The following is a 19,990-nucleotide window of genomic DNA, read 5'->3' as shown; positions in this document are numbered from 1 at the left end:
TTACATCTCCTGTTTATAGCCAATGTCCAGAACTGAAGCGTTCAAGCCGATGAGGCTTGCCACTTTTCAATCGCACCCGGCAGCCATTTGGGTTTTGGCGAGCCAGCGTTGATATTTTCAATCCTGGTTTTCTCTGAGGTGATTTTGTTGAGACAGATTGGCAACAGATCTTCGGCATCGCAGGCAGGAACTACCATGATACCGTCGTCGTCGCCGATAATTATGTCGCCGTGGTTAACGACCACATTTCCGCAGGCCACGGGAATATTCATGTGCCCCGGTCCAACTTTCCGGGATCCGCGAGCGCATGTGCCCCGCGCAAACACTGGAAAACCGCTGTTGCTGATCCAGTCGCTGTCCCTGCACATGCCATCGAGCACCAGCCCGCCGATTTTTCGGCTGATGGCAGCTCTCGTCATGAGTTCGCCCCATACGCCTGAATGGCGATCATTGCTGGTATTGGCGACGATGATATCGCCGGGCTCGGCGGAATGCAGAGCAACATGCAAAAGCAAATTGTCATCAGGTGGCAGCTGCACCGTGACCGCACGACCAAGAATGCGCATGCCATGACGAAGGGGCTTGATGCCTGCATCCATGATGTTGCGCCGACCGTAGCAGTCATTGGCCAAAGGGGATGTAATGTCCCGAAATTTCTCCACGAACTCAATTGTCAGGGGATGGTTGATGTCGGTATACGAGAAGTCAAAACTCATTGTGGCTCTCCTGATGCAGAGATTTCCAGTTTGGCAATTGCTGCCCGCAATTTGAGAATTGCTTGTTCGAGGTCTTCGATGGGACAGGCAAAAGAAATTCGAAAGAATGGGGACATGCCGAAGGCAGCGCCGGGAACGCAAACCACTTCCGCCTCTTCGACAAAATAGCGGGTCAGGTCTCCATCGCTTCTGATGACTGCGCCGCTCGGCGTTTTCGCACCCATCAGGTCCTTGCAGGAAACAAAGAGATAGAAGGCGCCGTCCGGAGTATGGCAGGACAACCCGTCCGTGTCATTGATCAATGCGGCACCGAGATCTCTGCGGCGGCGGAACTGGGCCAGATTGTCGGCCATGAAATCGCGCGGCCCATTGAGCGCTTCAACCGCGCCATATTGGGCGGGATGCATGACACCACCCGTAGACTGGCCCTGATAGGTACGCATGGCATCGATCAAGGCCTTGGGCCCGGCGGCAAAGCCGATACGCCAACCGGTCATGCACCAGGATTTCGACACGCCATTTGCCGTCAGTGTGCGGGCGTAAAGGGCATCAGACACCTGCGCTATCGTGAAATAGTCTTCGTCGGAGTAGCGGATATGCTCGTAGATATCGTCACTCAGAACGTAAACATGCGGGTGGCGCTCCAGCACTTCGGCAATGGCCCGCAGCTCTTTCTCGGTCATGACCGCACCCGTGGGATTGGACGGATTATTGAGAATGAGCCAGCGGGTCTTGTCGGTGATCTTTGCCTCCAGCGCCTCGGGAGAAATGCAAAAATGCTCCTCATAAGAGGTCGGCAGTTCGACGGGCACCCCGTCATTGAGCCGCACCATTTCCGAGTAGCTCACCCAGCCTGGTGTTGGGATGATGACTTCCTCACCCGGCTCCAGACTGACAGCCAGCGCATTGAAGATAATCTGCTTGACACCGTTGGCAACGATGACCTGAGCGGGATCGTAGTCGAGATCATTGTCTGATTTGAATTTCTCGCAGATTGCCTTTCTGAGAGCAGGAATTCCCTGAACGGGAGGATAGCCCGTGTGATTGGCCTGAAGGGCGTCGATCAAGGCCTGTTTGATTGGCTGAGGAGTTGGAAAATCCGGCTCCCCGGTCGCCAATGAAATCACCTTGTGCCCCTTGGCGCGCATGTCGCGAGCTAATTGTGCAGCTTCAAGTGACGCTGATGGCTGCGTCGACTGGAGCTTCATATTTACTATTGCGGACATTTTATCTTTCAACTGATTATTGCTCATAGGTGTCCGTTTCCAGGAAGCATGCTTTGTCCTTGAACAGAGCTCTTCATGGATTGGGCCGTTTGAATTGTTTCTAGAGGATCTTGAATAGACTCTCTGCGGGATTGCTTTTTTTGGAATGCTAATTGGTCAAACAAACTTTACGCAATCTAGAAATTTTTAACGTTACGTCAATTTATTATTGACAATTTGCGACGCAACGCTCTCAATGCTGCTTATAAATTCAGCAAATGCTTCAAATGGCTATATTTTACGCTCCAAACTTGCAGCAGGAGATCAGAGTGTCCTTTCGCCGATTAAAGACCTTGGTGGCAGTTTTCCAGCATGGCAGCCTGTCGGCTGCTGCAGCAAACGAGAATCTCACCCGAGCCGCCGTGTCGCTGCAAATGAAGCAGTTTGAAGCCGATCTGGGCGTCGAGCTTTTCGACCGGCGCGGCCGGATTCCCGAACTCAATGCGCGCGGCAAGGCCATCGTCCCCAAGGCGATAGAACTTATTGAATCCTATGATGAATTGCGCCGAACAGCCCGCGGCGAAAGCAAGATTACGGGTGAGCTCAATATTGGCGCCATGTTCACCGCCATGACCGGAGTGGTTCCCTATGCCATCAAGCAAATGAGAGCCATTTACCCTGACTTGCACATTCAGGCTGCTCCCGGACATTCGGCAAACCTGGTCGCTCCGGTCGACCGTGGATTAATTGACGCGGCTTTTATTGGTCGACCTCCTGTTTTGGGGTCACAGCTCATCTTCCACCCGATTGCGGAAGAGCCTTTCCACCTCTTGCAACCTCTGGACTCTCCGCTCTCGGATGTGCGGGAAATTCTCGAAACCTATCCTTTTATCCGAATTAGTCGATCGCTTTGGTCTGGCCAGTTGATTGATGATTGGCTTGTAAGAGAGAATATCAATGTTGATGAAGTCATGGAACTGGACGGAATTCAGATGATTTCAACGATGGTTTATCATGGATTGGGAGTGTCCGTCGTCCCCAAACGCTGTGTTCCAGCACCCAACCCCGTACCCGTTTCCGAAGTGGCAATTGATTCAATTGCCTCTCGACAGGTCGGGCTTCTTGTTCGGTTCGACAATCCCAAAAGCAACTTGATAGATGCACTTTGCACTCAGTTGAGAAAAGTGGTCGAGGGTGTCGCCTCCCCCCAGTTTAAACAGACTGGGGATCCTGTTTAGTGAACTCGACAATGGATTCCTCCGTCTTGACCAGCTCCCTCAAAACTCCTCCGAAGTTATGAAGGCAGAGTGTTCCGTTGACCGCAGATTTCCTGAAACAGCAAGGTCCAGACGCCCTCGCAAGCGTCAGCTTTGACGTAGAACTGAAGTTGGGCTGAGCTCAAATGTTGCAGCTTGCTCAGTGTGAAGGAATGCGGAAATCCATTTGTGGAACATGCTGGCTGGAGAACGGCAAGAAAGGGCAGAACAGGTCTCTAAAAAGCCCTCTCATGAGAAGTGGTTCCGTTTATCAAGAGCGACGCTTGGAGACCAAGATTGTTACTCCCATTTGTCGTAACATACGGAATGGAAATTGAGGCCCGAAGCCACGTTTGGAGGAAAATCTGCAAAACCAAAACGTCAACTGAGTTGCGCACAAGTCCAACCCAAGTGGGAAATGCAATCCTGCAAGTAGAATTTCAATTTCTGTCTCAACAGATCCCTACTTACCGCTTAGAAGTTTTGCCGCCAGGAGATCTGCCCCGTCTTTCAACGCGTTTTTGTAATCGTCATAGTGAGTCGCTGCGTCCTCTTTTGGGGCGATGATGCATAACGTATGTCTGCAAACCGTATCGTGCCCAAATACCGGCGCAGCAAAGCAATGCGTGAATGTATCTGCGATACTATCAAAATCAAAGAATTTCTCGTCCTGCGCTTGACGAACGCTCATCAAGAAATCGGCGGGATCCAGTCGCGACCCGTCCGGCAATTCAAAATCTTCCTGCGGAATGAAGTCCAGAATCTCCTGGTCAGACATGTGCGACAACAGTAACCGGCCCGACGCCGTCCAGGGTATGGGGACCCTCTCACCAATCTCGGCACTGATGCGAAATGGCCTGCTTCCTTCATTCATCATTGCCACATAGTATTTGTTGCCGTCCAAGGTGCAAAGCTGGGATGTTTCTTTTGTCCGTTCAGTAATGCGTTGCAAGATTGGCCGAACGGTCGAGCCGAGGTCAAAGTGTTTCTGGTAATTGATGCTCCAGAAATTGAGTTTCGGTCCAAGAAACACTCTGCCATCGCCGTCGATTTTTTCAAGAACGCTAGATGCAACGAGCAAAGCGACCAGATCATAGATAGAAGATTTCGGCGCGCGAATGGCTTCTGCGATTTCGATAGGCCTCTGAGGTGCACCAGCCTGACATAGATGATCCAAAATGTCGAAGGCGCGATCCAATCCTCTAGCTTTCGTTTTGCCACTATTGGTCATTGCTTAGTGCTCGTTCCATCTTTTTGTCAGGCTGCTTTGCGATATGCGATGCAGTCCACTTCCACTTTACAATCTACAACCATTGCAGACTGAACACATGCGCGAGCGGGTGGGTTGTCACCAAAATACTGAGCGAAGACCTTGTTGAAGCTCCAGAAGTCGCGTGGATCATCCAGCCAGACCCCTATCCGCATTATGTCGGCCGTAGAGTATCCTGCCTCTTCGACGATTGCGATCATATTACGAATGGCCTGATGGGCTTGTGGAACAATACCCCCATCAACAACTTCTCCGTTCACCATTGGTGTTTGCCCAGAGACATAGAGCCAGCCGTCTGCCTCGGTCGCCTTTGCAAACGGCAGCGCTTGCTGCCCAGACCCTTTTGACTCATTCAGTCCATGTCTCTTGATTGTCATATATCTTACCTTTCTTAGAACTTCGAGCTTTTTAGGAACTCCGACAGTCGTTCCGTTTTCGGGTTTTTGAACATTTCCTGAGGGGGGCCTTCTTCTCCGATCCGACCGTCCTGCATGAAGATCACGCGGTTGGAAACGTCATGCGCAAATTGCATTTCATGGGTCACCAGCAACATGGTCATACCCTCTTTTGCGAGATCGAGAATGACCGCCAGCACTTCGTTGACCAGTTCGGGATCGAGAGCTGACGTCACTTCATCAAAGAGCATCAGCTTGGGGTTCATGGCGATTGCACGGGCAATTGCCACGCGCTGCTGTTGCCCACCGGACAACTGACCGGGAAAGTGGTCCTTGCGCTCCAGCATCCCCACACGCCCGAGCCATTTCTCGGCTATGGCGTAGGCCTCGTCCTTGGCCATTTTCTTTGTCTTGACCAATCCCAACATCACATTTCGGATCGCCGACATATGGGGGAACAGATTGAAATGCTGAAAGGCCATGCCGGTCATTGCCCGTTGCCGTGCGATTTCTTTTTCGGGCAATCGAATACGCCTTCCAGCCTTATTCTTGTAACCAATCTGCTCGCCTTCAACCGCGACAACGCCTTCCTCATAGTCTTCAAGCAAGTTGACGCACCGCAGGAGTGTGGTCTTGCCCGAGCCACTGGAGCCGATCAGGCTGACGACATCACCGTGCTTCATGGTCAAATCAATTCCCTTGAGCACCTCAAGGTCGCCGAACCGTTTGTGCAGGTTCTTAATTTGCAGGAGTTCTGATGACATTCGAGACCTCAATTTGGTATTGCAACCTTGCGTTCGATGTAGCGCCCACCTTTTTCGATCGCGAAGTTGATTAAGAAGAATACAAAGCCTGCGAAGAAATAGAGTTCGAGGCTGAGGAATGTGCGTGAAATGATCTGTTGGACAGAGAGCAGCAGTTCGACCACACCAATGATGGACAGGAGTGTGGAGGCTTTGACGATCTCGGTCGCCGTGTTCACCCATGTTGGCAGAATCTGGCGTAGGGCCTGCGGGAGAAGCACCGAGAAGAAGGTCTCCGAGAAGGTCAGCCCGATTGACATGGCCGCTTCCGTCTGGCCTTTCGGAATTGCTTGAAGGCCTCCCCGCACGATTTCTCCCACGTGGGAACTACAGAACAGTGTCAAGGCGAATACTCCGGCCTGAAATGCAGACAGGTCAACGCCAATAACCGATAGGATGTAGAAACAGGCCAGGATGAGAACAAACACCGGGGTACCACGGAGGAAGTCGGTGTAGATCCTGATAACAACCCGAACAGCAATGTGCCCGTAAGTCAGAATGAGTCCAACGACGACGCCAAGAAGGGTGCCCAGGAAAATCGACAACAGGGATATCTGAATCGTGTTCCAAATTCCGTCCAGGATTGCAAATCGGGTTGCCCAAATGGCATTTAGAGCTTGAGTTATTTCCATTACACCTACCTCGGAATGGCCAGACGAGCTTCCACTTTTCGCAAGATTGCCGCGATGACATAGCAGGCAACAACATACAACAGGCTGGCAATCATCCAGGTTTCAATGACCCGAAAAGACTCGACATTGATTTTTCGAGCGTAGAAAGTCAGCTCCGGGACAGCGATCGCCGCCGCCAGAGATGTGTCCTTGAACAGCGAAATGAAGTTGTTGCTGAGTGAAGGCAAAACATTTCGGAGCATCACCGGTATCGTAATGAACAGCTTGGTCCTGAATTCGGTTAACCCAATCGTTAATCCGGCCTCCCGCAGACCGCTGGGAAGAGCGATAAGACCAGCACGGAACACTTCCGTCAGATATGCGCCAGAATAGATGGACAATGTCACGATGAAGGATTCAATTTTGCCAAATCTAATCCCGAGTTGTGGAAGAGCAAAGAATGTGAAAAGGATCAAAATCAGAATTGGCGTGTTTCTTATTGCCGAAACGTAAGAAACCGATAACCACCTGATTGCTCTATGCTTGGACAACATCCCAAAAGCAGCCAACAGACCAATCACACATCCGATAGCAATCGAAACCACTGCCAGAAAGAGACCAAGCCCCAAGCCCGACAGCAACAGGTCAAAGTCGCGCCACACTGCTGCAAAGTTAAAGTTATAATCCATTGGCTACTCTTGATAACATGCTCGTTTATTTGAATTCGACCGGGAAACCGATCTGTGGCGGGGTCAGTTCCACTCCAAACCATTTTTTGTAAGATGCTGCATAGCTATTGAACTCGACACCGGTCATGGCTTCGTGGAATACGGAATTGACGAAGTTGAGCCAGCGTTGGTCACCTGGTTTAACAGCACAGCTGTAGCTCTGCGGGTTCCAGCCAAAACCGGCATCAGCATAGCGGCCGGGATTTTGCGCCATGAACCAGCTCAGGGAAGATTGGTCAGTTGCGGCAGCATCGGAGCGTCCCGAGTTCAGCGCCTGATACATCAGATCGACGCTTTCATATTGGTCGACCTTTGCCTCGGGCAATGCTGCATGCACCATTTCTTCAGCATACACATTCTGAAGAACGGAGATCGTGACATCGCCACCAGCAGCTTTCAAAGCGGCATAATCGGCGTAGTCTCCGCCTTTGAGCAGCATAAGGCCAACACCTTCCCGATAGTAGGGAACGGTAAATTCGACCTGCTGAGCACGGCCAGCAGTTACGGTCATAAACTGGCAGGTTACATCGACCTTGTCAGTCGCGAGGTTCGGAATGCGCGCGTCTCCTGACTGATTGACGAATTTGATCTTGGTCGGATCATCGAAAAGCCCCTTCGCAACGAGCCGCAACATATCGATATCAAAGCCGACCAGTTCATTCTTTTCGTCTATGAAATGCCAGGGAGCATTGGTGCTGCCAGATCCTGCGATCAGATACCCGCGGTCAAGAACGTCCTGGAGTTTGTCAGCAAATGAGCTTCCGGTAGCTGCACTCAAAAGAGTCGCGGCCAGAAATGAAGTTTTGAAAATTTTCAATGGTAAACCCTCTCTATTTGAAGTTGTCAATATTCCGGTATACCGGAATCCATTTTGGTGTTGCGGAATTATTCATTACACGCTAAAACCATGTTGTCAACGAGAATGTTGGAAATCGGTCAGCGCCTGTTGGCCAGACAAGGTGAAAGGTTGGAGGGTTCGTATCATGTTTGCGCAAATTGACACGCCATCGGTCATTGTGGATCTCGATATCGCAGAGGCAAATATTGCGAAGTTTCAGGATTACTGTGACTCGCACGGTCTCAAGGTTCGCCCTCATATCAAGACACACAAATTACCGGACCTCGCAAAGCTTCAGATCTCAAAGGGGGCGATTGGCATTACATGTCAAAAAGTAAGTGAAGCTGAAGCCATGATCTCAGAGGGTGGAATCGAAGATGTGCTCATCACCTACAATATTCTTGGCTCGAAAAAGACAGCCAGACTTCGCGCCCTCGCCGAGACGGTCAAACTGAGCGTCGTTGCGGATAATGAAACCGTCGCGCTCGGCCTAAACGAAGCATTCAAAGACGCTCCTTCGCGTCTTTCGGTTCTTGTTGAATGCAATACAGGAGCAGACAGATGTGGAGTTGCAACACCCGAGGAAGCCTCCAAACTTGCAGCCATCATCAATGCGTTGCCGAATTTGACCTTCAAGGGACTGATGACCTACCCGCCCATTGGCAGGGCCAAGTCTGTAAATGCGTGGCTTGAACAGGCGAATTCGCTGATCAAGTCTCGCGGTATTGATGTCGAGGTCATATCCTCCGGTGGATCGCCCGATATGTGGGTAGCTCATGAAACACCATTGGCAACAGAATATCGAATTGGCACATACGTTTATAACGACCGCTCGCTCGTCATGAGAGGCACCTGCACATGGGACGATTGTGCGCTCAGTGTGCTCGCAACGGTCGTTTCTGTACCAGCCGAAAATCGTGCGGTCATCGACGCAGGCTCCAAAGTGCTGACATCGGATTTGCTGGGCCTGAACGGTCATGGCCATGTGCTTGGGCGAGACGATCTCACCATTGATCAATTGAGCGAAGAGCATGGGCGCATCGTGGCGTCCGGTCCCATAAATCTCACTGTGGGTGAGCGGGTACGGATCATTCCCAATCATGCTTGTGTTGTTTCCAATATGCTCGATCATGTAGAGATGGTGCGAGGAACCAGGTATTTAGGTCCCAAACCAGTCGCAGCACGAGGATGCGTTTGGTAATCAAGTGCGTTGCTGTCAATATCCTCTTTCCGGTGGTTGGATGACTGACGTCACGGGCCCAATGAAATCACGGCATCGGGATCAATATCCCGAAGGCCCGCTCAGTTGCCTCCTTCATCAGGAAGGCCTACCTTCAGCCTCCGCAATGTCCCGCCGACTTCTGCCCATCCACTCCCTCCTCAACGCGACATCAAGAAGGTCTGAGACCCACTGAAACTCGTTAGGAGATGGGCCCCGTGAACTTGAGGACGATTTCTTTGAACTTGGTGCGAGAGAGCGTGCCTGAGGGGACTTCAGTGGAGAAAAGCTTTGCGGGGTCGATCCGAAGGGCTCCTGCGATTTTCCCAATCAACGTGAAACTGGCCCCAGCTGTCCCACCTTCCAGCTTCCGAATAGCGTCGGCACTGGCCGGGGAAAGTGACCCTGATCAGGACATGATCAGAGTCTTGGTTGGGGCGATTTTGGTTTGCCGTGCAATGCTTGAAAGCTGTCTCTCAAGTGCAATTTCGATTTGAAAATCCCTAGGGATTTTGCATTTTCCTAATTGCTTGCATTGGTGACGATTCAGGGTTTTTGATTGCCTGAACAACCGCTTCCGCAAGAAATCGCCCTGCTGTGGCAGGATCGTCTTGAACCGTAAAGATCCCGGCGCGGAATATTTGAAGGAAAGGCGAAGGTTCCTTTGCGTACAGATCAATGTCTTCACCCACGTGCCTGCCAACTTTTTCTATTGCCATGACAGTGGCAATCGCGGCCGATGTTGAAGGCACGATTACGGCATCAACAAGGTCTCGATCTGTCCGCTTGAATCGATGCACGAGAGCATCGCAAATATCTTCATTTGATTGATGGCTGTCCACGCCTTTCAGCAATTCCAGTTCCTGCCCGGTTTTTCCAAGTATTTGCTGAAGACCCGCTATCAAATGGTACCGATAGCTAAGTTTTTCTGGTGGGGGAACCAGTAGAAAGGACTTTCTGCCTCGCCTCAGAAGGCTTTGAGCGGCAACGATTCCAAAACTCTCATTATCGAAATCGAAGTAGGGATGTTCTTGAGCCCTTTTTGAACGGCCAAACGTCACAAAGGGAAAATTCTGCGCGAGCAAATACTCAACGCGCGCATCTTCAGTTTCCACTTGTGAGAGGATAACGGCATCCACAGATCGATTTTCAACCATCTGCCGGATCGGAATCAACCGATCTTCGTAATCCAGATCGGGCGTTACAATGAGATTGTAGTGGGAGTTGTGAAGCGTCTGCGCTATGGCACCAATCAAACGGCCTGAGTGATCGTCTTGGCCTGCCAGTTCATTGCCAAGCACAATGGAGATGACATTCGTCTCGCCAGTTCTGAGCCTGACACCAGCCCTGTTGGGAGTGTAACCCACCTCCTGCGCGATTTTCCGCACCTTTTCCTTTGCTGCTTCTCCTATGTCCGGAGCATCCTTGAGTGCTCGGGAGACGGCGGTTACCGAGTAACCAGTCATGTCAGCAATTGTCTTGAGTGTCGCAGGTTTGGATTTCACCAAGGGGGTAACCTTGCTCAATTGATTTCACAATATTGATCGTAACGATACCGGGGACCAATTCGCAAATATGGCCAGAGAGTTAGACGGCAGTCATTTTCGAACCGACGATTGGTCTCTTTCGATCATAAAGCAATTTCCTTGACATTCAAACTTTAACGTTATAGTTTTTTACTGTAACGTTAAAGTTACTGGGAGGAAAGTATGAAATTAACAGTTAGTTTTATCGCCGCAGCCCTGCTTGCGGGTACATCAATGGCGTCGGCCGCTGATTTGGAAGTCATGCATTGGTGGACTTCTGGCGGAGAAGCCAAAGCTGTTGCAGAATTTGCAAAGGCGTTCAACGCGACCGGGAATCACTGGGTCGATGCCGCATTTGCGGGACCTGGCGAACAAGCACGCGCAATCATGGTGAGCCGGATCACAGGTGGCGATCCGATGGGCGCTTTTCAGTTCAACCATGGACGACAGGCAGAAGACCTGATCGAAGCTGGCTATTTGCGCGACTTGACCGATATCGCCGAAGAAGAAGGTTGGAAAGATATCATTACACCGTCTTCATTGCTTGACGCCTGCACTGTAGACGGAAAAATCTATTGCGTTCCGGTGAACATTCATTCGTGGCAATGGCTCTGGCTTTCAAACAAGACATTCAATGACGCCGGCATCGCCGTTCCAACCAATTGGGATGAGTTTGTCGCGGCAGCTCCCAAGCTGGAAGCTGCGGGCAAGATTCCGATGGCCATGGGAAAACAGAGCTGGCAACAGACCGGAGCCTTCAATGTTCTTTTGGCAACGCTTGTTTCCGATGACATCTATAACAAGGTCTTTGCAGACAAGGATGCCGAAGTGGCCGCCGGGCCGGAGGTGTTCCGGGTTTTCAAAGCTGCGGCTGATACCCGTGAGCTGACAAGGGACTCCAATGTTCAAGCCTGGAATGAAGCGACCGAAATGCTCATCAAGGGCCAGGCCGGTGGCCAGATCATGGGCGACTGGATCCAGGCCGAATTCCGTCTGGCTGGAATGGAAGCCGATAAGGATTATGGCTGCTTGCCAGGTCTTGGAATGCGTGAGGTCTTGAGCGTTGGTGGCAATGCATTCTACTTCCCCAAACTGGAAGATCCCGAGCTTCAGAAAGCCCAGGCTGACCTGGCGAGAACCCTCTTGAAACCGGACGTTCAGGTTGCCTTCAACATGAACAAGGGATCTTTGCCTGTACGCTCTGATGTCGACATGAAAACCGCCAATGCCTGCATGCAAAAAGGGCTGAAGTTACTGGCTCAAGGAAGGGTCCTTCAGGATCCGAATCTGTTGCTGACGCAAGACACAATCACTCAGATCGATGATCTCTTCGCGCAGTTTTTTGCAGATACGACAATGTCCCCTGAATCGGCTCAAGAACAGTTCGCCGATATCATCGCCGAAGCGGAATAATCTCCTCCCGCTTGGCTCGTGTCGGGCTGCCATCAGATGGCAGTCCGACCCACCAATCCATTTTACAGATCTGATTGCAAAAGGGGGGACCAGTGGCTTCAAAACGCCCTAACCGGCTTTTCCGCAACCTGTCATCCAAGATAGCAGCCATTCCGATGGCGTTGACTGCCTTGGTCGTATTTGTTGGAGGGACAGCTTGGACCATTACATACTCTTTCACCAATTCCAAAATGCTACCGAAAGCAAAATGGGTTGGAATGGACCAATATGAACGACTATGGCAGACCAAGCGCTGGATTGTTTCGATTGACAACTTGTTGATCTATGGCCTGTTCATGCTGTTTTTCAGCTTTTTGATCGGCTTTCTGCTGGCCGCCCTTATGGATCAGAAAATCCGGTTTGAAAATACGTTCCGCACGATCATCCTCTATCCTTATGCACTGTCATTCATTGTCACCGGCCTTGTCTGGCAATGGATTCTGAACCCTGAATTCGGTGTTCAGAATATCGTTCGCAGTCTGGGTTGGGAGAGCTTTGATTTCAATCCGCTCTATAGCCCCGAGATAGCCATTTTTGGTGTCATGCTGGCGGCGCTCTGGCAGGGATCCGGACTGGTCATGGTTTTGATGCTGGCCGGTCTGCGAGGCATTGATCAGGAAATCTGGAAAGCTGCCAGAGTAGACGGCATTCCCATATGGAAAACCTATCTGTTTGTTGTCATCCCGATGATGCGAGCCGTTTTCGTGACGGCTCTCGTGCTGATTACCAGCGGCATCATCAAAGTCTATGACCTCATCGTCGCTCAAACGGGAGGCGGGCCGGGGCTGTCGACGGAAATGCCAGCCAAATATGTTTATGACTACATGTTCCGCGCCCAGAATCTGGGCCAGGCCTTCGCTGGATCAACCATGATGCTGCTGGCCGTGCTGATAATTGTTGTTCCGTGGGCGATGATGGAATTCAGGAGTAACAGACGTGGCTAATTCCCTTTCTCAATCCACTCCGGTCGCTCAAACAGGGCCAGCCGGTCCCAAACCCAGGAAAGCCTTTTCCAGACGAAACATCTTTCTTTATGGAACCCTCATCATCATAGCGATCTACTATACGATTCCTCTTTATGTGATGATCGTGACATCGCTCAAGGGAATGGCAGAAATCCGTCTTGGCAATATATTCTCGCCACCGATTGAAATCACATTTCAGCCATGGATCAAGGCCTGGTCGCAGGCCTGCACGGGCCTGACATGCAATGGCCTGTCACATGGATTCTGGAACTCGGTGAAAATCGTCATTCCATCGGTCTGTGCTTCAATCGTGATTGCTTCAGTCAACGGCTATGCTCTGGCTAACTGGCGCTTTCGCGGTGCCAACTTTCTTTTTACAATTCTGATCTTCGGTGCCTTCATTCCTCATCAGGTCATGCTCTACCCACTTGTGATCCTGCTGCGCGAAATCGGGCTATACGGATCCCTCCCGGGCTTGATCCTTGTCCATACGATTTTCGGCATGCCCATATTGACTCTTCTTTTCCGCAATTATTTCAGTTCCTTGCCAGAGGAACTCTTCAAGGCGGCAAGAGTCGACGGGGCAGGCTTCTGGGGAATCTATTTTCAGATCATGTTGCCAATGAGCCTGCCCATTTTCGTGGTGGCAATGATCCTGCAAGTCACCGGCATCTGGAATGATTTCCTGTTTGGCGTTGTCTACACAAAGCCCAATATCTGGCCCATGACGGTTCAGTTGAACAATATCGTCAACTCTCTACAGGGGGTGAAGGAATATAACGTCAATATGGCCGCAACTGTGCTTACAGGTTTGGTTCCTCTGGTCATCTATTTCATCTCAGGCAAGCTGTTTGTGCGCGGTATCGCGGCGGGCGCCGTGAAGGGGTAAACTCATGAATTCTGTTTCAATACGATCTCTTGACCTTCAGTTTGGGGCGGTAAAGGTTTTACAAAATCTGGATCTTGATATCCGGGATGGCGAATTCTTGGTTCTGCTGGGTTCATCAGGATGTGGCAAGTCGACCCTTCTCAACTGCATTGCCGGACTCCTTGACATAACTGCGGGGCAGATTTTTATCAAAGAGCGGAATGTGACCTGGCTCGAACCCTCCGAGCGGGGCATTGGGATGGTTTTTCAATCCTACGCTCTTTATCCGCAAATGACCGTTGAGGGAAATCTCTCTTTCGGGCTGAAAAATTCGAGAATGCCTCGAAAAGAAATAGCCGAACGCGTCGCCCGAGCTGCAAAGATATTGCAAATTGAATCCTTGCTGAAGCGCAAGCCAGGGGCTCTTTCAGGTGGGCAACGCCAGCGTGTCGCGATCGGTCGTGCATTGGTTCGCGATGTCGACGTCTTCCTGTTTGACGAGCCACTGTCCAATCTGGATGCCAAATTGCGTGCCGATCTGAGGGTTGAAATCAAACGTCTGCATCAACAGCTCAACAACACCATGATCTATGTGACGCACGATCAGGTGGAAGCCATGACACTGGCAGACCGCATCGCCATCATGAAAGGGGGTCAAATCATGCAGCTGGATTCGCCCTCCGAAATCTATAATCGCCCGAAAAACCGCTATGTCGCCGATTTTATCGGATCTCCCTCGATGAATTTCATCGAAGGCAGCCTCGACAATGGAGACTTCATTGTCGCGGATCAGCGATTTGACGTTTCCTCCTATCCATTCACTGAAACCAGGAATGGTTTGGCAACAATGGGTGTCCGACCGGAGCATGTGGTAACCGGGCATGATCTGGAAGGGCTTCCAATTGTCAGGGAGATCAATGTGGAGTTGGTGGAGCCGATGGGATCAGACACGCTTGTCTGGACAACACTGGCTGGCCAAGCCTTCCGTTTTCGCCTTGACGGTCAAACCAGTGTGCGCATCGGAGATAGCCTCAAGATCGGCATTGATCCAGCGAACTCATCTTTCTTTGACAAGGAATCTGAACTCCGCATCTGAGTGAAGATCCCGCATGCATTTGAAAAACGAACAGGCAAACGAGACGGTGTGCCAGCTGTTTCGTATGCCAGCCTGTTCCCTTCTCCACTTAACCTAATTGAAGTTGTTTGACCTTCTGACGATTTCCTTTGGAATAATAGACATGACCGACAATCCCAATCCAACAGATCAGGCTGCCAATATCAGAAGAGCCGAAGACGGCCTCACCTTCGCTACGGGCAAAGACTTCTGGACAACGCAAAAGGATAGCGCTTTTGGAATGCGCAGCTTGCGATTTGCGGATGGTCCCCATGGTTTGAGAGTGCAAAATGACGAGAATCCGGACCATCTGGGACTAGAGCGCAGTCTTCCCGCCACCTGCTTTCCTCCTGCTGTAACGCTTGCTTCGTCTTGGGACGAGACCCTGGTAGAAAGCGTTGGTGCAGCTCTCGGGTTGGAAGCAAAGGTAGCTGGCGTTGATGTTTTGCTCGGCCCGGGCCTAAATATAAAGCGTAGCCCGCTATGTGGTCGGAATTTTGAATATTACTCGGAAGACCCACTTCTGTCCGGTTCTCTTGCAGGAGCAGCTGCAAGGGGAATCCAGTCGCAGGGAGTGGCGGCATGTCTGAAGCACTTTACTGCAAATACTCAGGAAACTGATCGGCACCGGATCAGCGCCAATATGGACGAGAGAACGCTCCGGGAAATCTATTTGCGCAATTTCGAAATTGCGTTGGATGTCTCTGGTGCGTGGTCGATCATGACGTCCTACAACCGGATCAACGGTACTCATGTATCTCAGGATCCGGTATTGCTGACAGACATTCTCCGAGACGAATGGAAGTTTGACGGAGTTGTCATTTCGGATTGGGGTGGCGTTTACGAGCCGGTTGCCGCTTTCAAGGCCGGTATGGATATCCGCATGCCTGGTCGTCCCGATGACATGCGCCTGAAAGAAGCATTCAGGGCCGAGGAAATCGACGAAGCCAAGGTCGACCAGCTGTTGGGCCGCGTTCGAAAACTGGCTGACAGGACCAAGGGCCCCGCTCCTGACAAGGCTGTCGATTACGAGGCCCATCACGCGCTTGTTCGCCGTGCGGCAGCTGAGTCGGCAGTGCTTTTGAAAAATAATGGCTGTCTGCCTGTGGAGTTTTCAAAGGGCAAAAAAATCGCCGTTCTGGGTGCGCTCGCGGCCAAACCACGATACCAGGGAGCAGGCAGCTCTCGTGTCAATTCGATCAGGCTGGAGACATGTCTTGATGCCTTGACACGTCGTGCGGAGTTGGCTGGTGCCTCGATCAAGTTTGCGCCTGCCTATAGTCTGACAGAAGAAGGGCCTCAGACAGAGCTGATCCAGACAGCCGTGAGTTGCGTTCACGATGCAGACATCGCGCTGATTTTTCTGGGTTTGCCGGATGCATTCGAAGCGGAAGGGACTGATCGAACCCATATCGATCTGCCTCAATGTCAAATCGCCCTGATCAACGCTCTCAAAGAAACAAACAGTCCCAAGATTGTGAGCCTGATGAATGGTTCGGTTGTGCGGACAAGACCATGGAGCGATCACGTCGACGCTGTTCTGGAATTATGGCTGACCGGTCAGGCGCAGGGCGAAACGGCTGTAGATCTGCTGCTTGGTGACGCAGATCCCGGCGGTAGGCTCGCAGAGACCATCCCCTTGAAGCTGGAAGATACACCGGCTTATCTGAATTTCCCCGGTGAATACGGCAATGTCACCCATGCTGAAGGCATTTATCTTGGCTATCGTTTTTATGACGCAAGACAGATCGAGGTCGAATATCCTTTTGGGCATGGCTTGTCTTATACAAAATTCGCGTATCAGGACCTGCAAATGGAGGTGCATCCCTCAGACAGTCCGATTGCGTTCACTGCACGGATTACAATCGCGAATATCGGACTTCGCTCCGGCAGCGATGTCGTACAGCTCTATGTCGAACATTCCGATGGAGATACCCTGAACCCGCCAAGAGAATTGCGCGCTTGGAAAAAAGTCAAGCTGACAGCCGGTGAGGCGAGAGTTGTTCGTCTGGAAGTGAAAAGGAAATTCCTTGAGCATTGGAACAGCGGTTCTCATTGCTGGTCATTTCCCGGCGGCAATTTATACGTCCATATAGGCGCGTCGTCTCGCGATATTCGGCTGACAGAATGCATAAAGATTCCAGGAGACCCCGTCCCTGTGCACTTGAATCCCTGGTCCTGCTTTGGGGAATGGCTGGACCACCCCATTATGGGAAAACGCATTCAGGCCCTTCTTGAGGAACGCGGCGGGACCAAGGGACGAGCAGCTGACTTGCTAAACGATCCTGTTGGCCGGAAGTCAATAGGTGCAATTCCCTTTGCCTCAATCGCCGAATTTCCCGGAATCCCAATTTACCCATCGGATTTGGGCTGGCTTTGTGATGAAGCGACCAGCGCATGTTAGGCCGTGCGGGAAACCAACCAGAGCCGAACCGTTCATTGCGTATCGGAAGTGATCCACATATCGCCTCAGAGGTGGCATGAGGCCATTGATGTCGCTCTATGCAAGGCCTTCTACTCTAGCCTGGATGCGGGTAAACAGGCCACCGTCAGAGACAGGACAAGGGAGCCTCAATCGGGGTTTGCGATGCTGTTCGGATATGAAGCCAGGCGACAGAAACCGTCGGCAGGCTTCACATGTGTGTCATCAGACGCCCTGCCCCGGTCAAGCCGTCTGCAAAAGCGCCTTGGTGTAGCCCAGACAATAGGCAAAGAAGCGCTCGCGTTCGGGATCCTGCTCCGAGAGCGGAACATGGTCAGGGCAGAGAACGCCTTCATAACCAACCTCACGATAGGCCCGGATTGCCTGAGCCATGTCCACACTGCCCTCGTCGGGCATGGCTTCCCGGAAATCCAGAAACCCGCCCTTGATATTGCGGAAATGCACCATGAATATCTTGCCCATCGGCCCAAAGGTGCGAATGGCCTCCAGAACCGCTGCGTTGGGATCGCTGGACATTTCCGCAATCGTCCCCTGACAGAAATTGAAGCCCAGATATGGACTTTCCGGCGCAAGCGAAAGGAACTGCTTCATCCCCTCGATCGAGCCAAGCACATGATGCACCCCGTTCAGCCCCTCGGCAGGATAGGCAGGATCATGGGGATGGCAGGCAAGGCGAACGCCTTCTTTCTCAGCCGTTGGCAGAAGTTGCTCGACAAGGAACTGTATCGCTTTCCAACCCTCTTGCGCACTGATGCCTCCAACCTCGCCGGCCAGACGCTGACCGCCTGTCTCTTGCTTTTTCGGATCATAGACCGCTTCGCTCGGCTTGGTTTTGCCATCTTCTGGCAAGACCGTGCCCCAATAGGAAAAGCGGGCGTCCGTCTCGGGATGATAGTCTCTGGCCCTGAAGGTGGAACATTGCATGCCGCCGCGCCCCTCAACGACACCGGTGCGGGTGATCCCCACCATGGCCACGGTGAATTTGACCAGATCACAGCCGCCTTCGGCCGCGGCCTTGATATGCTGGCGCAATTGGACGGCCCGGGCCTTTGCCTTTTCAGGGGCACGCAAGCTGTCCAGAAGCAGAGCCCCAAGATCAAGCGCCATCCCGTCCAGCTTCATGCCATAATTCTCAATTCTCTTGCGTTCACAGGCGATCTTGGCACCACTCCAAAGCCCCGCCTCATCCAGCACGGCATAGTTGGGCCTTGTGTCTATGATGACAGCCTCACTGCCGAGCTGCGCTGAAAGACGAAGGCGGTCATCGCTTGGATTAATGAGTTGTTCGCCGATATACATGGCTTTCCTTCTGATTTTCTGAGCGGTCTGATCAAGACCATAGGTGACTGAAGCAACAGGCCCGGCCTTCCCTTCCACCGGCCTTGCGTCAGACGCCTCGATGGAAGAGAAAAGGCTGACACACCTTGGAGGTAGGAGGGCGTGTCAGCCTCAGGGAGAGAGCGAGGACTCGCTTTCTTCTGACTGGTTTGGTGTCTCAGACACAAACAAAGGACTGCGCAGGTCATGCCGCGCAGATCCCTCTTGTTGTTTCGCCAAGGTCAGGCCTATTTTTTCAATGCGGCATCCAGCGCATCAAGGGTATCCTGTCCGATGACTTCTGCATTGGCTTTATAGACACCGGCAGTTGCCTTGCGCATCTCGGCCAGTGCTTCGGGAGAAAGCTTGTTGACCTTCATTCCCGATTTTGACAGTTTTTCGATCGTGTCTGCTGTGCGGCCACGCAGTTCCTTGCGCTCGGCCTGTTTGCCTTCATCGACACAGGACTGAATCAGGGCCTGCTCTTCACCAGAGAGTTTTTCCCAAAGAGCCTTGGAATAGGCGACCATCAACGGTGCATAGACATGGCCGGTCAGAGACAGATAGTCCTGGACTTCATAGAATTTGGCGCTGTCGATAACAGCGATCGGATTTTCTTCGGCGTCGACTGCTTTGGTCTCAAGTGCAGCAAACAATTCGCCCCAGGCCATGGGAATGGCATTGGCTCCCAAGGCATCAAAGGTATCCAGGAAGATCTTGTTCTGCATGACGCGGATCCGCAGACCTTTCAAATCATCAAGCGACTGGATCGGTTTGCGCGAGTTGGTAATGTGACGGAACCCATGCTCCCAGAAGCCCAAGACGACGAAGCCCTGAGGATCCATTTTTTTAGCTATGAATTTGCCAAAATCACCATCAAGTGCAGCATCGACTGCCGTTTCATCTGAAAACAGAAACGGCAAGTCGAAAACGCCTAAAGAAGGCTCAATGCCGAATAGGGCAGACGGGGGTTCGATCATCATTTCCTGAAGGCCTGCGCGCAGGGCCTGTCCGGCTTCTGTTTCGCTGCCCAGAGCGTGGGACCAATATGGTGTCACTTTGATTTTGCCGTCTGATCCGTTTTTCAGGCAGGCATTCATCACCTCGACACCGGTTCCAATCGGATGATCGGCTGTCAGGCCATTGGACATGCGGATATTCAATTTGCCCATGTCAGCGCATGCTGTTCCTGCGGTTACCATAAGGGCCGTGGCGCAAATCAGTGATTTTATTCTAAGTGTCATCTTATCCTCCCATAGATGTA

At 51.8% G+C, this 19,990-nt stretch carries 18 protein-coding genes and 1 pseudogene; 7 read left to right on the top strand and 12 right to left on the bottom strand.

Translation table 11 applies throughout. From position 1 onward, the window contains the following. Positions 1–41 precede the first annotated feature (41 nt). Both ACHZB8_RS03425 and ACHZB8_RS03420 read right to left on the bottom strand, forming a co-directional pair. Positions 42–716 carry an RraA family protein gene (locus ACHZB8_RS03425; protein ID WP_316858714.1) on the bottom strand — a complete coding sequence of 225 codons (675 nt, stop codon included), beginning with the start codon at positions 714–716 and terminating at the stop codon, positions 42–44. After that, the gene (locus ACHZB8_RS03420) at positions 713–1,942 is read right to left on the bottom strand and encodes a pyridoxal phosphate-dependent aminotransferase (RefSeq protein ID WP_316858713.1); all 1,230 of its coding nucleotides are present in this window, start codon (positions 1,940–1,942) and stop codon (positions 713–715) included. The genes ACHZB8_RS03425 and ACHZB8_RS03420 overlap by 4 nt, the downstream gene beginning before the upstream one ends. A 308-nt stretch (positions 1,943–2,250) precedes the next feature. Between ACHZB8_RS03420 and ACHZB8_RS03415 the strand changes: the two genes are divergently transcribed. Further along, positions 2,251–3,159, top strand: coding sequence for a LysR family transcriptional regulator (locus ACHZB8_RS03415; RefSeq protein ID WP_316858711.1), 909 nt, complete (start codon positions 2,251–2,253; stop codon positions 3,157–3,159). 481 nt (positions 3,160–3,640) lie between these two features. Here ACHZB8_RS03415 and ACHZB8_RS03410 read toward each other — a convergent pair whose 3' ends face one another. From ACHZB8_RS03410 to ACHZB8_RS03385, 6 genes are read right to left on the bottom strand one after another with little or no spacing between them, the layout of a single operon-like run. Then, entirely contained in the window at positions 3,641–4,408 is a 768-nt protein-coding gene (locus ACHZB8_RS03410; protein ID WP_316858710.1) for an IclR family transcriptional regulator, read from the bottom strand. Positions 4,409–4,434: 26 nt separating this feature from the next. Continuing rightward, complete coding sequence (locus ACHZB8_RS03405) at positions 4,435–4,824, bottom strand: RidA family protein (RefSeq protein ID WP_316858709.1); 390 nt, start codon at positions 4,822–4,824, stop codon at positions 4,435–4,437. 14 nt (positions 4,825–4,838) lie between these two features. Further along, complete coding sequence (locus tag ACHZB8_RS03400) at positions 4,839–5,606, bottom strand: amino acid ABC transporter ATP-binding protein (protein ID WP_316858708.1); 768 nt, start codon at positions 5,604–5,606, stop codon at positions 4,839–4,841. An 8-nt stretch (positions 5,607–5,614) separates the two neighbouring features. Continuing rightward, positions 5,615–6,277 carry an amino acid ABC transporter permease gene (locus ACHZB8_RS03395; protein WP_316858707.1) on the bottom strand — a complete coding sequence of 221 codons (663 nt, stop codon included), beginning with the start codon at positions 6,275–6,277 and terminating at the stop codon, positions 5,615–5,617. A gap of 5 nt (positions 6,278–6,282) precedes the next feature. After that, a complete protein-coding gene (locus tag ACHZB8_RS03390) occupies positions 6,283–6,945 on the bottom strand; it encodes an amino acid ABC transporter permease (protein ID WP_316858706.1) in 663 nt (220 codons plus the stop codon). Positions 6,946–6,970: 25 nt separating this feature from the next. Next, positions 6,971–7,795: a transporter substrate-binding domain-containing protein gene (locus tag ACHZB8_RS03385; protein ID WP_394706114.1), complete on the bottom strand. Its 825-nt coding sequence runs from the start codon at positions 7,793–7,795 to the stop codon at positions 6,971–6,973. Positions 7,796–7,967: 172 nt separating this feature from the next. Between ACHZB8_RS03385 and ACHZB8_RS03380 the strand changes: the two genes are divergently transcribed. Beyond that, positions 7,968–9,023 carry a D-TA family PLP-dependent enzyme gene (locus ACHZB8_RS03380; protein WP_316858705.1) on the top strand — a complete coding sequence of 352 codons (1,056 nt, stop codon included), beginning with the start codon at positions 7,968–7,970 and terminating at the stop codon, positions 9,021–9,023. Between the two features lie 521 nt (positions 9,024–9,544). Here the strand turns inward: ACHZB8_RS03380 and ACHZB8_RS03375 are convergent. Then, complete coding sequence (locus tag ACHZB8_RS03375; protein ID WP_316858704.1) at positions 9,545–10,342, bottom strand: substrate-binding domain-containing protein; 798 nt, start codon at positions 10,340–10,342, stop codon at positions 9,545–9,547. 60 nt (positions 10,343–10,402) lie between these two features. Then, positions 10,403–10,546, bottom strand: a pseudogene (locus tag ACHZB8_RS03370) (LacI family DNA-binding transcriptional regulator); the annotation flags it as partial. Between the two features lie 204 nt (positions 10,547–10,750). Here ACHZB8_RS03370 and ACHZB8_RS03365 point away from each other — a divergent pair. From ACHZB8_RS03365 to ACHZB8_RS03345, 5 genes are all read left to right on the top strand, one after another. After that, positions 10,751–11,980 (top strand): ABC transporter substrate-binding protein, encoded by a 1,230-nt coding sequence (locus ACHZB8_RS03365; protein WP_316858702.1) that lies wholly within the window; start codon positions 10,751–10,753, stop codon positions 11,978–11,980. Positions 11,981–12,072: 92 nt separating this feature from the next. Continuing rightward, a complete protein-coding gene (locus ACHZB8_RS03360) occupies positions 12,073–12,963 on the top strand; it encodes a sugar ABC transporter permease (protein ID WP_316858700.1) in 891 nt (296 codons plus the stop codon). Further along, positions 12,956–13,873 (top strand): carbohydrate ABC transporter permease, encoded by a 918-nt coding sequence (locus ACHZB8_RS03355; RefSeq protein WP_316858699.1) that lies wholly within the window; start codon positions 12,956–12,958, stop codon positions 13,871–13,873. The genes ACHZB8_RS03360 and ACHZB8_RS03355 overlap by 8 nt, the downstream gene beginning before the upstream one ends. A gap of 4 nt (positions 13,874–13,877) precedes the next feature. Then, the gene (locus tag ACHZB8_RS03350; RefSeq protein WP_316858697.1) at positions 13,878–14,948 is read left to right on the top strand and encodes a sn-glycerol-3-phosphate ABC transporter ATP-binding protein UgpC; all 1,071 of its coding nucleotides are present in this window, start codon (positions 13,878–13,880) and stop codon (positions 14,946–14,948) included. 142 nt (positions 14,949–15,090) lie between these two features. Next, positions 15,091–17,370: a glycoside hydrolase family 3 C-terminal domain-containing protein gene (locus tag ACHZB8_RS03345; RefSeq protein ID WP_316858695.1), complete on the top strand. Its 2,280-nt coding sequence runs from the start codon at positions 15,091–15,093 to the stop codon at positions 17,368–17,370. Between the two features lie 261 nt (positions 17,371–17,631). Here ACHZB8_RS03345 and ACHZB8_RS03340 read toward each other — a convergent pair whose 3' ends face one another. Beyond that, positions 17,632–18,786: a mannonate dehydratase gene (locus tag ACHZB8_RS03340; protein ID WP_316858694.1), complete on the bottom strand. Its 1,155-nt coding sequence runs from the start codon at positions 18,784–18,786 to the stop codon at positions 17,632–17,634. A 188-nt stretch (positions 18,787–18,974) separates the two neighbouring features. Next, on the bottom strand, positions 18,975–19,970 hold the full coding sequence (locus ACHZB8_RS03335; RefSeq protein WP_316858692.1) for a DctP family TRAP transporter solute-binding subunit: 996 nt from the start codon (positions 19,968–19,970) through the stop codon (positions 18,975–18,977). Between the last annotated feature and the right edge of the window lie 20 nt (positions 19,971–19,990).

This window comes from uncultured Cohaesibacter sp. (assembly GCF_963556055.3).
Classification (GTDB): Bacteria; Pseudomonadota; Alphaproteobacteria; order Rhizobiales; family Cohaesibacteraceae; genus Cohaesibacter.
Note: the sequence above shows the minus strand (reverse complement) of the source record. Positions and strands in the feature narration are given on the sequence as shown.

What these genes read in the sequence shown, in the direction of transcription:
- ACHZB8_RS03425 (WP_316858714.1), bottom strand. Translation starts at nt 716, where the DNA reads ATGAGTTTTGACTTCTCGTATACCGACATCAACCATCCCCTGACAATT.
- ACHZB8_RS03420 (WP_316858713.1), bottom strand. Translation starts at nt 1,942, where the DNA reads ATGTCCGCAATAGTAAATATGAAGCTCCAGTCGACGCAGCCATCAGCG.
- ACHZB8_RS03410 (WP_316858710.1), bottom strand. Translation starts at nt 4,408, where the DNA reads ATGACCAATAGTGGCAAAACGAAAGCTAGAGGATTGGATCGCGCCTTC.
- ACHZB8_RS03405 (WP_316858709.1), bottom strand. Translation starts at nt 4,824, where the DNA reads ATGACAATCAAGAGACATGGACTGAATGAGTCAAAAGGGTCTGGGCAG.
- ACHZB8_RS03365 (WP_316858702.1), top strand. Translation starts at nt 10,751, where the DNA reads ATGAAATTAACAGTTAGTTTTATCGCCGCAGCCCTGCTTGCGGGTACA.
- ACHZB8_RS03345 (WP_316858695.1), top strand. Translation starts at nt 15,091, where the DNA reads ATGACCGACAATCCCAATCCAACAGATCAGGCTGCCAATATCAGAAGA.
- ACHZB8_RS03380 (WP_316858705.1), top strand. Translation starts at nt 7,968, where the DNA reads ATGTTTGCGCAAATTGACACGCCATCGGTCATTGTGGATCTCGATATC.
- ACHZB8_RS03395 (WP_316858707.1), bottom strand. Translation starts at nt 6,277, where the DNA reads ATGGAAATAACTCAAGCTCTAAATGCCATTTGGGCAACCCGATTTGCA.
- ACHZB8_RS03400 (WP_316858708.1), bottom strand. Translation starts at nt 5,606, where the DNA reads ATGTCATCAGAACTCCTGCAAATTAAGAACCTGCACAAACGGTTCGGC.
- ACHZB8_RS03390 (WP_316858706.1), bottom strand. Translation starts at nt 6,945, where the DNA reads ATGGATTATAACTTTAACTTTGCAGCAGTGTGGCGCGACTTTGACCTG.
- ACHZB8_RS03350 (WP_316858697.1), top strand. Translation starts at nt 13,878, where the DNA reads ATGAATTCTGTTTCAATACGATCTCTTGACCTTCAGTTTGGGGCGGTA.
- ACHZB8_RS03335 (WP_316858692.1), bottom strand. Translation starts at nt 19,970, where the DNA reads ATGACACTTAGAATAAAATCACTGATTTGCGCCACGGCCCTTATGGTA.